At 34.6% G+C, this 15,389-nt stretch carries 16 protein-coding genes; 8 read left to right on the top strand and 8 right to left on the bottom strand.

What is annotated here, in order from left to right; all coding sequences use genetic code 11:
- Window positions 1–2 precede the first annotated feature (2 nt).
- From sucD to HM990_RS08080, 8 genes are all read right to left on the bottom strand, one after another.
- Window positions 3–875 (bottom strand): succinate--CoA ligase subunit alpha, encoded by an 873-nt coding sequence (gene sucD / locus HM990_RS08115; protein WP_178988449.1) that lies wholly within the window; start codon window positions 873–875, stop codon window positions 3–5.
- Window positions 876–963: 88 nt separating this feature from the next.
- Entirely contained in the window at window positions 964–1,362 is a 399-nt protein-coding gene (locus HM990_RS08110) for a nuclear transport factor 2 family protein (RefSeq protein WP_178988448.1), read from the bottom strand.
- Window positions 1,359–2,297 (bottom strand): UDP-3-O-(3-hydroxymyristoyl)glucosamine N-acyltransferase, encoded by a 939-nt coding sequence (locus HM990_RS08105; RefSeq protein WP_178988447.1) that lies wholly within the window; start codon window positions 2,295–2,297, stop codon window positions 1,359–1,361. Before HM990_RS08105 ends, HM990_RS08110 begins: the two co-directional genes overlap by 4 nt.
- 72 nt (window positions 2,298–2,369) lie before the next feature.
- A complete protein-coding gene (gene efp, locus HM990_RS08100; RefSeq protein WP_178988446.1) occupies window positions 2,370–2,936 on the bottom strand; it encodes an elongation factor P in 567 nt (188 codons plus the stop codon).
- A 130-nt stretch (window positions 2,937–3,066) separates the two neighbouring features.
- Complete coding sequence (gene lpxA / locus HM990_RS08095; protein ID WP_178988445.1) at window positions 3,067–3,852, bottom strand: acyl-ACP--UDP-N-acetylglucosamine O-acyltransferase; 786 nt, start codon at window positions 3,850–3,852, stop codon at window positions 3,067–3,069.
- A 79-nt stretch (window positions 3,853–3,931) separates the two neighbouring features.
- Complete coding sequence (locus tag HM990_RS08090; protein WP_178988444.1) at window positions 3,932–5,338, bottom strand: bifunctional UDP-3-O-[3-hydroxymyristoyl] N-acetylglucosamine deacetylase/3-hydroxyacyl-ACP dehydratase; 1,407 nt, start codon at window positions 5,336–5,338, stop codon at window positions 3,932–3,934.
- Complete coding sequence (lpxD, locus tag HM990_RS08085) at window positions 5,325–6,353, bottom strand: UDP-3-O-(3-hydroxymyristoyl)glucosamine N-acyltransferase (RefSeq protein WP_178988443.1); 1,029 nt, start codon at window positions 6,351–6,353, stop codon at window positions 5,325–5,327. Before lpxD ends, HM990_RS08090 begins: the two co-directional genes overlap by 14 nt.
- 166 nt (window positions 6,354–6,519) lie before the next feature.
- Window positions 6,520–7,749 carry an HD domain-containing protein gene (locus HM990_RS08080; RefSeq protein ID WP_178988442.1) on the bottom strand — a complete coding sequence of 410 codons (1,230 nt, stop codon included), beginning with the start codon at window positions 7,747–7,749 and terminating at the stop codon, window positions 6,520–6,522.
- A 42-nt stretch (window positions 7,750–7,791) separates the two neighbouring features.
- Between HM990_RS08080 and porX the strand changes: the two genes are divergently transcribed.
- The 8 genes from porX (at window position 7,792) to HM990_RS08040 (ending at window position 15,358) form a co-directional block, all read left to right on the top strand.
- Window positions 7,792–9,339, top strand: coding sequence for a T9SS response regulator signal transducer PorX (gene porX / locus HM990_RS08075; RefSeq protein ID WP_178988441.1), 1,548 nt, complete (start codon window positions 7,792–7,794; stop codon window positions 9,337–9,339).
- A gap of 432 nt (window positions 9,340–9,771) precedes the next feature.
- Window positions 9,772–10,236 (top strand): tRNA (adenosine(37)-N6)-threonylcarbamoyltransferase complex ATPase subunit type 1 TsaE, encoded by a 465-nt coding sequence (gene tsaE, locus HM990_RS08070; protein ID WP_229719413.1) that lies wholly within the window; start codon window positions 9,772–9,774, stop codon window positions 10,234–10,236.
- Window positions 10,237–10,393: 157 nt separating this feature from the next.
- Complete coding sequence (locus HM990_RS08065) at window positions 10,394–10,540, top strand: hypothetical protein (protein ID WP_178988440.1); 147 nt, start codon at window positions 10,394–10,396, stop codon at window positions 10,538–10,540.
- Between the two features lie 22 nt (window positions 10,541–10,562).
- Window positions 10,563–11,024: a hypothetical protein gene (locus tag HM990_RS08060; protein WP_229719412.1), complete on the top strand. Its 462-nt coding sequence runs from the start codon at window positions 10,563–10,565 to the stop codon at window positions 11,022–11,024.
- Window positions 11,025–11,134: 110 nt separating this feature from the next.
- A complete protein-coding gene (locus HM990_RS08055; RefSeq protein ID WP_178988438.1) occupies window positions 11,135–12,334 on the top strand; it encodes an alanine dehydrogenase in 1,200 nt (399 codons plus the stop codon).
- 2 nt (window positions 12,335–12,336) lie between these two features.
- Window positions 12,337–12,714, top strand: a complete 378-nt coding sequence (locus HM990_RS08050; protein WP_178988437.1) for a hypothetical protein — start codon at window positions 12,337–12,339, stop codon at window positions 12,712–12,714.
- Between the two features lie 92 nt (window positions 12,715–12,806).
- On the top strand, window positions 12,807–13,826 hold the full coding sequence (locus HM990_RS08045; RefSeq protein ID WP_178988436.1) for an NAD-dependent epimerase: 1,020 nt from the start codon (window positions 12,807–12,809) through the stop codon (window positions 13,824–13,826).
- 152 nt (window positions 13,827–13,978) lie between these two features.
- Window positions 13,979–15,358 (top strand): nucleotide sugar dehydrogenase, encoded by a 1,380-nt coding sequence (locus HM990_RS08040; RefSeq protein WP_178988435.1) that lies wholly within the window; start codon window positions 13,979–13,981, stop codon window positions 15,356–15,358.
- Window positions 15,359–15,389: the final 31 nt, after the last annotated feature.

Raw genomic sequence — 15,389 nt, 5'->3', positions numbered from 1 at the left:
GATTACCCTAAAACTTCAGCTACTTTCTTTCCTATTTCAGCAGGTGAATCCACGACATGGATTCCACATGCTCTCATAATTTTCTTTTTGGCTTGTGCAGTATCATCACTTCCGCCTACAATAGCGCCAGCATGACCCATTGTACGACCAGCAGGAGCAGTTTCACCAGCAATAAAACCAATAACAGGTTTTTTACTTCCACTTTCTTTATACCAATGTGCAGCATCGGCTTCCAACTGACCTCCAATTTCGCCAATCATTACTACAGCTTCAGTTTCCGGATCATTGATTAATAATTCAACCGCTTCCTTAGTTGTGGTTCCAATAATTGGATCACCGCCAATACCTATGGCTGTTGTAATTCCTAAACCTTGTTTTACGACTTGATCAGCCGCTTCATACGTTAATGTTCCAGATTTAGAAACGATTCCAACATTCCCTTTTTTGAAAACAAAACCTGGCATAATACCAACTTTAGCTTCGCCAGGTGTAATAACACCAGGACAGTTAGGGCCAATTAAACGACAGTCTTTATCTTTTATGTAGTTAGAGGCTTTAATCATATCTGCAACCGGAATACCTTCAGTTATTGTAATAATAACTTTAATTCCTGCATCTGCAGCTTCCATAATAGCATCAGCAGCAAAAGCTGGTGGTACAAAAATAATTGTAGTATCGGCTCCCACTTTTTCAACAGCTTCAGAAACTGTATTAAAAACAGGTTTGTCTAGATGTGTTTGACCACCTTTTCCGGGTGTAACACCTCCAACAACGTTTGTGCCATATTCAATCATTTGCTCAGCGTGAAATGTACCTTCACTACCTGTAAAACCTTGAACTATAATATTGGAATTCTTATTAACTAAAACGCTCATTTGATATTGTTGATTTTAAGTTTTATTAATTGTACTGCACAAAAATAAGAGATTTAAAACGCAAAAGCGACCTCTTTTTTAAATTTATTTACATGTATGATGCCATGCTAATATCGTCGGATTCGTCAGCTTGCTGACTGATTTCATAACCACGATATAACTTGCCGTCTTTTACCTCCCAAATCGTTGTAAAATGTGCTAAGGTAGTTTCTGTTTCTGGGTTTTCTATGGTGTGTCCAAAGAGTGTATGTCTTGACGTGACAAAATTCCCAGCTTCTATGAAATGGGTAAATTCGAAACGAAGACTGTTATATGATTTACGTGTCCCTTTAAAAAAATCTTTCAAATCACTATAATCCAACAATACAAATCCTTGACTATTGGTCCAGTGTAATTCACAATCTTTATGAAAAAACTGTTCCACAACCTTTGGATCATTAGCCAAATCAGATTCATAAAATGCCTTAACTACTTCTTTTGCAGTCATGATAAGTTTTTTAATTTTTGAAGAATTTCTGGAATTTTTTTAATGTAAGCCATCTCTTTAAACATGGCTCTAGCGTCTTGTGCTGGTGAACCGAAGTATGTTTTCCCTTCTTCTGTGGAATGCCCTAAACCAGATTGTGCATACAAAACAGTTCCTTTTGCCAATGTAATGCCACTTTTTATGCCAACTTGCCCCCAAATGGTCACATTATCCTCAATAACAACACATCCGGCAATTCCCGTTTGTGAAGCTATTAAACATTTTTTACCAATGACAGTATCATGTCCAACCTGAATTTGATTATCCAATTTTGAACCTTCACCAATAGTTGTATCTCCAGTGACACCTCTATCTATTGTACAAAGCGCACCAATATCTACGTTGTTTTTTATAATAACACGACCTCCGGATTTTAACTGATCGTACCCTTCCGGTCTATTTTTATAGTAGAATGCACTCGCGCCTAAAACGGTTCCTGCATGAATGGTAACATCATCTCCAATTATAGTATCATCATAAATGCTTACGTTAGCATGAATGATGCAGTTTTTACCAATGGTTACATTATTACCTATAAAACAGTTGGGCTGAATCACAGTGCCTTCACCTATTATAGCATCACTCGCAATGGCTGAATTCGATGCTCTAAATGGTTTAAAATGTTCTGTTAGTTTATTAAAATCCCGAAAAGGATCATCTGAAATTAAAAGTGCTTTTCCATCAGGACAATCAACATCTTTGTTGATTAAAACAATAGTTGCAGCAGATTCTAAAGCTTTATCATAATATTTTGGATGATCTACAAACACTATGTCTCCAGGTTCCACCACATGAATTTCGTTGATGCCTAAAATTTCAAAATCTTCCGCACCTTTATATTCGCAATCAATTAATGCTGCGATTTGTTTTAAAGTATATGGTTTTGGGAATTTCATGTTTCAGCCTTCAGTAATCAGTCTTCAGTAATCAGTTTGCAGTACTGAAAACAGAAGACTAGCTTAACTTATTTATTCTTTGATTCGTTCTTTGTAAGTTCCTTTTTCAGTTTCAACTTTAATCTTATCACCTTCATTGATGAACAATGGTACATTGACTTCGGCTCCAGATTCGACAGTGGCTGGTTTAGTTGCATTGGTTGCTGTATTTCCTTTAACACCTGGCTCTGTTGCAGTGACTTCTAAAATTACCGAAGCTGGTAAATCTACAGAAAGTGGCATATTGTCCTCAGTGTTAATTTGAATGGTGACTACTTCACCTTCTTTCATTAAGTCGGTTCTATCTATAGCGGATTCCAATAATCGTATTTGCGTGTAATCGGCTTCATTCATAAAATGATAAAATTCACCATCATTATATAAATATTGAAATTTATGCGTTTCAACACGTACGTCTTCAATTTTATGTCCAGCTGAAAATGTATTATCCAAAACCTTACCTGTTGTGACACTTTTCATTTTAGTTCTTACAAAAGCTGGTCCCTTACCTGGTTTTACATGAAGAAACTCTATGATCTTATAAATATCGTTATTGTATCTTATACATAATCCGTTTCTAATATCTGATGTGCTTGCCATAATATTGCCCACGAAAGTGGGTGTCTTTTAATAATTAATAAATAGTTGTTTACTTTTTCTCGAGCTCATACAGTCTTCAAAATTTCTTCTTTAGACCTTACTCGTATCATAACTAATAGACTTAAATCTACTAGTTCGATTTGAAATACCCTTTCATAATTCCACGATGCGAATTCTTTATAAACTGAAGAATCTCATCACGTTCTGGTGTGGCTTCCATTTCCGCTTCAATTAAATCTGAAGCTTGGGTATTATTATAATTTTTTTGATAGAGTATTCTGTAAATATTCTGAATCTCCCTTATTTTTTCTGTACTGTAGCCTCTACGCCTTAAGCCTACGGAGTTAATTCCGACATACGACAAAGGTTCTCTGGCTGCTTTAACATATGGTGGAACGTCTTTACGCACTAGTGACCCACCAGTTACAAAAGCATGGTTTCCTATGGAGCAAAATTGATGAACAGCTGTCATTCCGGCTAAGACCACATAGTCACCGACACTAATATGACCTGCAAGCGTACTGTTGTTTGAAAAAATACAATTGTTACCCACAATACAATCGTGAGCAATATGGCAATAGGCCATTATCAAACAATTATCACCTATGACTGTTTTCATTTTGTCTGTTGTACCGCGATTAATAGTTACACATTCCCTTATGGTGACATTATCTCCTATTTCTACGGTAGTGTCTTCATCATTATATTTTAAATCTTGAGGTACGGCAGAAATTACCGCTCCTGGGAAAATATTACAATTTTTTCCTATACGAGCACCTTCCATAATAGTTACATTACTTCCAATCCAAGTACCTTCTCCAATTTTTACATTATTATGTATGGTTGTAAAAGGTTCTATGACGACATTCTTAGCAATTTTTGCTCCTGGATGTACGTATGCTAAAGGTTGGTTCATTTTTAAATTATTTGTTGTTGAGTTGTGATGTTTAGTTCATAGATAAAACTACAATCACCTTTACTTTAATTCAACGTGTTTATTTTACTTTTGATATTTGTGCCATCAATTCAGCCTCTGCACATAATTTACCATTGGCATATGCATAACCTTGCATGTGGCAAATACCACGTCTTATTGGTGTAATTAATGAACATTTGAATATTAAGGTGTCACCAGGCACTACTTTTTGTTTGAATTTCACATTATCCATTTTCATGAAAAATGTTAAATAATTTTCAGGATCTGGAACTGTGCTCAAAACTAAAATCCCTCCGGTTTGTGCCATAGCTTCCACAATTAAAACACCTGGCATTACTGGTGCTCCTGGAAAATGTCCTTTAAAGAACTCTTCGTTCATAGTCACATTTTTCATACCAATAACATGGTTGTCCGTGAGCTCATAAACTTTATCCAGCAACAAAAATGGTTGTCTGTGCGGTAACATATCCATAATTTGATTCACATCCATTAGAGGTGGTGTATTCAAATCTACTTGAGGAACATTATTTCTTCTTTCGTTTTTTATAAGCTTAGACATCTTTTTTGCAAATTGAGTATTTACAAAATGACCTGGCTTGTTAGCAATGACTTTTCCTCTTAATCGTGTACCAATCAATGCTAAATCGCCAACCACATCCAATAGTTTATGACGTGCTGCCTCGTTTGGATGATGTAATGTTAGATTATCCAAGATGCCATTTGGCTTTACTGCTATGTTATCTTTTTTGAAAGCGACTCTCAATTTTTCCATAGTTTTTGGAGAGAGTTCTTTATCTACATAAACAATAGCATTGTTGAGATCACCACCTTTAATCAATCCATGTTCTAACAGCATTTCAATCTCATGCAAAAAACTAAACGTTCTGGCATTTGCTATTTCAGATTTAAAATCTGAAACATTATTTAAAGTTGCATTTTGAGTTCCTAAAACTTTAGTTCCAAAATCAACCATGGTTGTAATTTGATAAGAATTAGAAGGCATTAAAATAATCTCACTACCAGATTCTTCATCTGTGTAAGATACCACTTGGGTTACTTCATATTCTTCTCTAAATGCATCTTGCTCAACTATACCAGCCTTTTCGATGGCCTCTACAAAATATTTCGAAGACCCATCCATTATGGGTGGCTCTGAAGCATCTAATTCTAAAATTGCATTATCGATATCTAAACCAACCAAAGCAGCCAATACATGCTCGCAAGTTTGAATGGTTACTCCATTTCTTTCCAAACATGTTCCTCGCTGTGTACTGGTAACGTAATTGGCATCCGCTTCGATTTTAGGACTACCTTCCAAATCTACGCGTACAAACACAAATCCAGAATTTTCTGCACCTGGTTTAAACACCAACTTTACTTCTGCACCAGTATGAAGTCCGACTCCTGTTAGCGTAACTTCCTTTTCAATGGTTTTTTGTTTTGTCTCCGTTTTAATTATGGCCATCTACTCTTTTTTCTATTTCGTTTATATTTTTTACAATCTTAGGCAAATTTTTAAAATAAACATAAGATTTATTATAGTCACCGTAACCTAATGCTGGCGAACCTTGTAATACTTCGTTGTCTTTTACATTTCTACCAATGCCAGATTGGGCTTGTATTTTCACATTATTACCAATCAATAAATGACCAGCGATACCCACTTGGCCTCCAATTTGGCAGTGTTCCCCAATTTTGGTAGAACCCGCAACACCTGTTTGGGCTGCGATTACAGTATTCTTTCCAATCTCTACGTTGTGGGCAATCTGTATTTGGTTATCTAATTTTACACCATATCTCAATATTGTAGATCCCATGGTAGCGCGATCTATAGTTGTACCTGCACCAATATCTACAAAATCTTCCAATATCACATTTCCTATTTGAGGGATTTTAGAATATCCACCTTCTTTATTTGGTGCAAAACCAAAACCATCTGCTCCTATTATAACTCCAGAATTAATAACACAACTTTTACCAATAACACAATCTGAATATATCTTGCCTCCGGAAAACACAATGCTGTTATCTCCAATTGTAACGTTATCTCCAATATAAGCATTCGGAAATATCTTAACATTATCGCCAAGAATCACGTTGTCTCCAATATAAGAAAACGCTCCTATATATATGTCAGCACCAACTTTCGCGGAATCTGAAATAAAGCTTGGTTGCTCTATACCAGATTTGTTTAACTTAATTTGATTGTAATATTCCAACAATTTTGAAAAGCCCTCGTAAGCATCTTCAACCTTTATGAGCGTTGTGAAAATTGGTTTTTCTGGTTCAAAATCTGCATTTACAATAGTTATAGACGCTTCTGTCTTATATATATAAGGTGTGTATTTTAGATTGGATAGAAAAGTCAATGAGCCTTTTGTTCCTTCTTCGATTTTTGAAAGCTTGAAAACTTCAACATTAGGGTCGCCAATAACAGTTCCTTCTAAAATACCTGCGATTTGTTCTGCTGTAAATTTCATGTGTCTATATCTATTGTTTTACAACGGTCATACTTCGACTTCGCTCAGTACAGGCATGGAACATTCCAATTAATGATTCTCCTATTGCATTTCGTTTTAGATATGAATGTTTCAATTATTAGATTTTAAAGTCATGGTTGGTTTCCACAAAAATAGAAAAAAAGGATTACATTTTCTTTTTAGGATAGCACATATAATATTTAGTGATGGGTTTGCTCAATGCTTTTAGGTTTAATTGGTCCGATGCCTTAACAATATCCTTTATTTTTCCAGATTTAAATAAGATATTAATCTTTTGAAATTTATTTTGATATGCTTGATTGATTAATTCACCATGAAACACAAAATAAGAAGCTTCATGCTTTGTAACGTTATGTTTTTTAATCAAAGCTTCAACATGCATTTTTAAGTCTGAAGTCTTGATAGGCTTATTCTTCAACTTCACTTTTAACAAATTTCTATCCAAAATCATTTGACAAAGATTGCTCAATACAAAATCTTCATGATTTTGCCACTCTTTCATGGCTGCAATAATATCATAATCGTCTAGTTTAGAAAAAACAGCCAAGGTTTCTGAATTAAAATTTTCGGCATTTATTTCTGAAAACAAAAAATAATATAAAGCGTCGCTGCAATTCAACTTTATCCCTTCCTGCACCACTTCTTTGGCTCGTTTTAAAGTCCCTACTAATAATTGCTCGGCAACTACACCTGTTTTGTGCATATATACTTGCCAATACATAAAACGTCTGGCAATTAAAAATTTCTCAACGCTCAAAATGCCTTTTTCCTCAACTACTAATTGGTCGTCTACAACGTTGAGCATCGTAATTAAGCGTTCGCTATTAATGTTCCCTTCCGCGACTCCTGTATAAAAACTATCGCGTTTAAGATAATCGGCCCTGTCCATATCCAATTGGCTAGAAATGAGCTCGCACATAAACTGTCTTGGATACTCGCCTTTAAAAATGGAGATGGCTAACGTTAAACTTCCGTTAAACTCTGTATTGAGTTCTTCCATAAAACGAAGCGAAATTTCTTCATGTGAAACGTCATTTACAATGCTATGTTCCATGGCATGCGAAAATGGACCGTGGCCAATATCGTGCAAAAGAATAGCTATTAACAAACCGTTTTCTTCATCTTCAGATATCGCAACCCCTTTAAAACTAAGCACATTGATAGCTTTTTGCATTAAGTGCATACAACCTAACGCATGATGAAAACGTGTATGATGCGCACCAGGATATACCAAATAGGACAATCCCATTTGACTAATGCGACGTAACCTTTGAAAGTATTTATGCTGAATGATATCGAAAATCAACGAATTGGGAATCGTAATAAATCCGTAAATTGGATCGTTAAAGATTTTAAGCTTATTATTTGTAGGCAAAATTTATAGAATTCAAAAATTAATAAACAAATATACCATAACATGATAAATATTCTCTGGGTTGACGATGAAATCGACTTACTAAAGCCTCATATTATTTTTTTAGAACAAAAAGGCTATAATGTTACCAAATGCCAAAGTGGTACGGAAGCTTTAGAAATTATTACTGATACTAATTTCGATATTGTCTTTTTGGATGAGAATATGCCAGGTCTTACAGGTCTGGAAACGTTAAACGAAATAAAGGAACGACGTGCCAATTTACCTATTGTAATGATTACAAAAAGTGAAGAGGAATATATTATGGAAGAAGCCATTGGTAATAAGATTGCAGATTATTTGATAAAACCCGTAAACCCGAATCAGATTTTATTGAGCTTGAAGAAGAATTTGGACCATTCTCGTTTGGTATCTGAAAAAACAACCTCTAATTATCAACAGGAATTTAGGAAGATTGCCATGGATTTGTCCATGGTCAATTCTTTTGAAGAATGGGTGGATTTATATCAAAAACTAATTTACTGGGAATTACAACTTGAAGGGATTGAAGATGTGGGAATGACAGACATTCTCGAATCCCAAAAAACCGAAGCCAATATGCAATTCGGTAAGTTTATTGAGAAAAATTACGAAGATTGGTTCCAACCGAATACTGATGCACCTGTGATGTCTCATACGCTATTTAAGGATAAAGTGGTACCAGAATTAAGCGATAAGCAACCCACACTTTTGGTTGTTATTGATAATTTGCGCTACGACCAATGGAAAGCCTTTGAACCTATTGTTAACAATTACTACAAAAAAGCTTCAGAATTAGCATTTTATAGCATCTTGCCAACGGCGACGCAATATGCCAGAAATGCCATTTTCTCTGGATTAATGCCAGCAGATATGGAAAGCTTGTTTCCGCAGTATTGGAAAAACGATACTGACGAAGGCGGAAAAAACATGCACGAAGGCGATTTTTTAAGAGAACAATTAAAACGTTTGGGATTAGGACATATCAAACATGAATACCATAAAATTACCAATCTGAAATCGGGTAAAAAGCTGGTTGAAAACTTTAGATCGCTAAAGGAAAATGACCTCAATGTAATTGTCTATAATTTTGTGGATATGCTCTCTCACTCTAAAACCGAAATGGAAGTGGTTAAAGAATTGGCGTCAAATGATAAGGCGTATCGTTCGCTGACAGTAAGTTGGTTCAAAAACTCGCCTTTATTGGAAATGATTCAGCTATCGCAACAATTGGGTTTCAAACTCATATTGACCACCGATCATGGCACCATAAATGTAAAAGCGCCTTCTAAAGTTATTGGAGATAGAGACACCAGTTTAAATCTACGTTATAAAACAGGTCGAAGTCTTACTTATCAAGACAAAGATGTATTGGCAGTTAAAGACCCTAAGTCCATTCATTTACCTTCCTTAAATATGAGCAGTTCTTTTATTTTTGCTAAAGGCGATTTGTTTTTGGCGTATCCAAATAATTTTAACCATTATGTGAGTTATTACAGAAACACTTATCAGCATGGCGGTGTGTCTTTGGAAGAAATGATTATACCTTTTGTGGTAATGGATCCTAAGTAGCATGGAAAGAAACTAAACCGCTTTTCTTTTAGATATTAGAATTTAGACAAAAGTTTCATTGAAAACTTTTAGGTTTTGAGATAAATACTATTAAGAAGAGGTTTCTCAAAGGCCGTCGAAGAAAAAAAAGTTGACAAGGATTATCAGGATTGCCATCGATTAAAACCAAAAAGACAAGAATTTCACAAATTGGCACTAATCAATATGCACAAATTAACGGCTTGGCTGCCGAAAACTTTTTTCTTTCTACTTCGTATATGGAGACAAAAGGGAAATATAAGCATTATATTGGTGGTAAGATAAACTAAAATTAGTCACCTTAAGCTTGAAATAAAATCCTTAAACGGCACAATTAATCGATGAAATACACTTTTTTTTAGGTTATTTGATTTTTTTTTATTAATCTTGTACCAATTACTACTTTAACCAATTTTGAAAACGATAGAGTTTACATACCATTTAAAGGATATAGACGCCATTGCAGCCAGTGTGTTGGAACATGTAGACTCAAAAACTCTACTTTTTAATGGTGGTATGGGAGCAGGTAAAACCACCTTTATTAATGCACTATTAAAAGCAATGCAAAGTAGCGATGTTGCTACCAGCCCAACGTTTTCAATTGTAAATGAGTACGCCTTACCAGACGATAAAGTCTATCATTTTGATTTTTACAGAATAGAATCTATAGATGAAGCTTATAACTTTGGAATCGAAGATTATTTAAATAACAACCATTGGTTGTTTATGGAATGGCCAGAACGTATTGAAGAACTCATCCCAGAAGATTCTCAAACCATTACCATTACTATCTTAAAGGACCATATAAGATCCCTCAAATTAACTATAAACACGAAACATTTAACCAAAAAAACAGACTTAAAAACAGTGAAGTATTAAATAAAATATTAGTAATATTCCTACAATAATACACTAGTATTACGGAAAAACCGTAATTGAAGCCTCAAAATTTCTTGGATTTTAACAGTTTCCCATTTGTAAGCAGCCCGCAATGCCCTTACTTTTGTTACAATTAATTAATTAAATCCCTTAAATTATGAAAACTAAAAAAAATTTAGTACTAGCTATTGCCATCTTTGGAGGAATGTTATTTACTGTACAAGCTACTAACATTATTGACTTAGATGGACAAACAACAACACAAATTGAGAAACACAAGTTTAAAGTACCTACCAAAGGTTAAATCAGGCTTTAAATTAGGCACTGTGGTTGCAATAATATTAGCAATTACGCCTTACTTATTCTCTTTATATGAAGGTGTTCCAAGTACAGAAACTTGGAACACTTTTTTATTTAGTTATGATAGTAAAGTTTGGGGAAACGCCAATCTTGTAATGTGGATATTAACTGGAAAAGCTGTACCCTTACTATTGCTTTTTCTCTGGTTTTTCACCTGTCGTCATTGGTGGTATCATGCATTGTTGGTTCCAATAATCATGTATATATATCAAATATTTAATCTTTTCAATGAAGATCAAAATAATCTAGATGAATCTCAAATAATTTATTTGCTACCTATTATGGCAATAGTGATACCCTCAATCTATTTAATCAGAGCCAAAATGTTTAACAAGATTAATAATGCGGATAAAACATTAGAAGAAATGGAAGAAGAGTTTATGATTAAGCCTAAAGGTCTTTGGAGCAAGGTTAAGCAGTATTTTTAGATTTACTTAACAATCTTAATATTTATTCGTAATTTGAAGTTCGATTAATACAACCAATTATATAGCCTAATTCGTTATATTGCAATGGTAAACCAAAGTCATCAACTTCAATGAGCATATCGCTATCGCCATTTACTAAAGCCCAATTATTACCTCAAGAAGAAACTTTAGAGATTCTTAAGCAGAAAGGAGAACTCTTTATTGGGATTCCCAAAGAAGCCCATTTTCAAGAGCGTCGTATTTGCCTTACACCAGATGCTGTTTCGGCATTGACGGCAAATGGCCACAGAGTTTTGTTCGAGTCTGGTGCTGGCGAAGGTGCGAACTTTAAAGATAAAAATTATAGCGAAGCTGGTGCCGAAGTGACCAAGGATAAGGCAAAAGTGTACTCCTGCCCTATTATTCTGAAAGTGGAACCGCCATCTTTAGATGAAATAAAATTAATCAATCCACAAACACTTTTAATTTCTGCGCTTCAAATAAAAACCCAAAATAAATCCTATTTTGAAGCTTTAGCGAAAAAGCGGATTACCGCATTAGCATTTGAGTATATAAAGGATGATGATGGCGCATATCCTGCTGTAAGTTCCTTAAGTGAAATCGCGGGTACGGCTTCCATATTAATTGCTTCAGAATTGCTCTCCAACGTTAATGGCGGCAATGGCTTAATGCTAGGTAATATTAATGGTGTGCCGCCCACAGAAGTTGTAATTTTGGGTGCTGGTACTGTTGGTGAGTTTGCCGCTAGATCTGCTATTGGTTTAGGTGCCAATATTAAAGTATTTGATAGTTCCATTACAAAATTACGTCGTCTTCAAAATAATCTTGGTCGTACTATTTATACTTCCACTATGCAACCCAAAAACCTTTTAAAAGCCCTGAAACGCTGCGATGTAGCCATTGGTGCCGTTAGAGGCACTAATCGTGCGCCAATTGTAGTTACTGAAAGTATGATGAGCCATATGAAATCTGGTTCGGTAATTATCGACGTGAGTATAGATATGGGAGGTTGCTTTGAAACCAGCGAAGTTACCACACACGACAAACCTACCTTTGAATATAATGGCGTAACACACTACTGTGTGCCCAATATTCCTGCGCGCTACTCAAGAACAGCTTCGGTTTCCATTAGCAATTTTTGTACACCATACCTCTTGGAAATTGGAGACTATGGAGGAATAGAAAATGCACTTAGATTTGATCGCGGTTTAAAAAATGGGTTGTATTTTTACCACGGCATTTTAACTAACAAATCGGTTGCAGAATGGTTTGGCTTAGAATTTAGCGATGCCAATTTATTGATTTTCTAACTATGAAATTTATACACCGTTTAGGCTACTATCTTGGTGGCTTTGCTATAGGCTTAATCCTTCTCATGTTTTTTCTTAACGGGAAAGATGCATCTTGTGATTACAGTCCCAATGCCAGAACAGTTAAAAACATTAGTTCTAAACCATTGTTTTATTCAATGAACGCTTCAGAATTCATTAAATATAATCAATTAGACAGTTTAACAGTTTCCAATTTGATAAAATTTGGAAGTGTGGATTTTTCTAAAAGCAACACGGAATTAGATACATGCAAGATATATCATATCGATAATAGCTATAAAAAGCAAAATATGGAGCTTACCGTTAAGAATTGTGATTCCATAGCGACACTCCTCGATATAAATTATACAAACATCTAATAATTTTAAATTGTTGATGTAAGAATTTAGTGGTGTCATTTGAAATAGTCATCTTTGGGAATTATTTTTCAAAATAGCAAAAAGCATTTAGCATGAAAATATTAGTAACAGGAGCTGCGGGTTTTATAGGATTTTATGTTTCAAAAGTTCTTTTATCTAAAGGGCATCAAGTTGTTGGTTTAGATAACATCAATGATTATTATGATATTAATTTAAAATTTGCAAGACTTAACGAATTAGGTATTGACAAAATTGAAGCTTCAAAATTTGATACACTAAGTAAAAGTAAATCGGGAGAATTCAGCTTTGTTAGAATGAATCTTGAAAACAGAGAAGAACTTCCAATATTATTCAAAAAAGAACAATTCGATATCGTCTGCAACCTTGCTGCTCAAGCAGGAGTTCGCTATAGTTTGGAAAATCCTGACGCCTATGTAGATTCAAATTTGGTAGGATTTTTGAATGTTTTGGAATGTTGCAGGAACAATGCAATTAAACATTTAGTCTATGCCAGTAGCTCTAGTGTTTATGGTATGAATAAAAAAATCCCATTCTCTACTGATGATAATGTAGACCATCCTATTAGTTTGTATGCAGCAACTAAAAAGAGTAACGAACTTATGGCTCATACCTATAGTCATCTCTTTAAGATACCCACTACTGGACTGAGGTTCTTTACCGTTTATGGTCCTTGGGGTCGACCGGATATGGCCATGTTTCTGTTTACTGACGCTATTGTAAATGATAGACCGATTAAAGTGTTTAACCATGGTAATATGGAACGTGATTTTACATATATAGATGATATCGTAGAAGGTGTAGTCAGAATCATTGAAAAATCTCCAGCAAAGAGAATTGAAGCCAATAACCTTTACAAAGTCTATAACATTGGAAATAATAACTCAGTAAAATTATTGGACTTTATTAAAGAAATTGAACTAAACCTAGATAAAGTAGCAACTAAAAATATGATGGAAATGCAGCCAGGTGATGTGGAACGTACATGGGCAGATGTAGATGAATTGATAAAGGATTACGATTACAGTCCAAATACCTCTATAAAACACGGTGTCAAATCCTTTATCGATTGGTTTAAACGCTATTATAATTAACCGAAAATCTTTACTAAATGTCTTTTTTTCGTGATGTTATGAAACTTATCGTAAAAAGAGGTCGTTGGTATAAAATATTATTTGAATTAAATTATTTACGTCAAATTTGTGCACATTCTAAAATTTGACTCAAATCATTATAAACTTAAAAAATGAAAATCACAAAAATTTGTTGTATTGGAGCTGGTTATGTAGGTGGACCTACAATGGCAGTTATTGCAAAAAAGAATCCGAATATAAAAGTTACTATCGTTGATATAAATGCAGAACGCATTGCCGCTTGGAACGACAAAGACGTATCAAAATTACCTATTTACGAACCAGGTCTGGCAGAGATTGTTGAAGAAACTAGAGGAAAAAACTTATTTTTTTCCACTGAAATAGACAAGACAATTAAGGAATCTGAAATGATTTTTATTTCTGTTAACACGCCAACCAAGACTTATGGTAAAGGAAAAGGTATGGCTGCTGATTTGAAGTATGTAGAATTATGTGCTAGAAATATTGCTGAAGTGGCTACAACTGATAAAATTGTAGTGGAAAAATCTACATTACCTGTGAGGACAGCTCAAGCGATAAAAAGTATCTTGCACAATACAGGAAGTGATGTGAATTTTAGCATCTTATCCAATCCAGAATTTTTGGCCGAAGGAACGGCGATTCAAGATTTATTGAATCCTGATCGTGTTTTGATTGGTGGAGAATCTGAAGAAGCCATAGAGAGTTTAGCAAATGTTTATGGAAGTTGGGTTCCCCAAGAAAGAATTTTGAGAACCAATGTTTGGTCTTCTGAATTATCCAAATTAACAGCCAACGCCTTTTTAGCACAAAGGATTTCGTCAATCAATGCCATTTCAGAATTATGTGAACATACAGAAGCCGACGTGAACGAAGTTGCTAGGGCAATTGGTATGGATTCTAGAATTGGACCAAAATTTTTAAACGCTTCTATTGGTTTTGGTGGTTCTTGTTTTCAGAAAGATATCTTGAACCTTGTTTACATTGCTAGAAGTTATGGTCTTAACGCCGTTGCCGACTATTGGGAACAAGTTATTATTTTAAACGATCATCAAAAACGACGTTTTTCGGATAATCTAATAAGCACATTATACAATACTGTTTCTGGTAAAAAAATTGCAATGTTAGGTTGGGCTTTTAAGAAAGATACAAATGACACCAGGGAATCTGCTGCAATTTATGTAGCAGATCATTTACTGAATGAACAAGCACATATCGCTGTTTACGATCCAAAAGTAAACGATAAAAAGGTACAAGCCGACCTTAATTATCTTAACTCAAGATCTGAGGAAGAAAATGAGGAGCTTGTCACTTCTTTTGAGAATCCATATGAAGCCACAAAAGATGCTCATGCTATAGCGATTATGACAGAATGGGATGAGTTTAAAACTTTTGATTGGCAAAAAATATACGCTAGTATGAAGAAACCAGCCTTTATATTTGATGGTAGAAATATATTGGACAAAACTGAAATGGAAAATATTGGATTTGAATATTCTTCAATTGGGAAGTAACAACGAATTTCAGGTAAACCAAAAGCACCAA

The organism is Winogradskyella schleiferi (genome assembly GCF_013394655.1).
Classification (GTDB): Bacteria; Bacteroidota; Bacteroidia; order Flavobacteriales; family Flavobacteriaceae; genus Winogradskyella; species Winogradskyella schleiferi.
The sequence above is the reverse complement of the archived record's forward strand: the minus strand, read 5'-3'. Positions and strand labels throughout refer to the sequence as shown.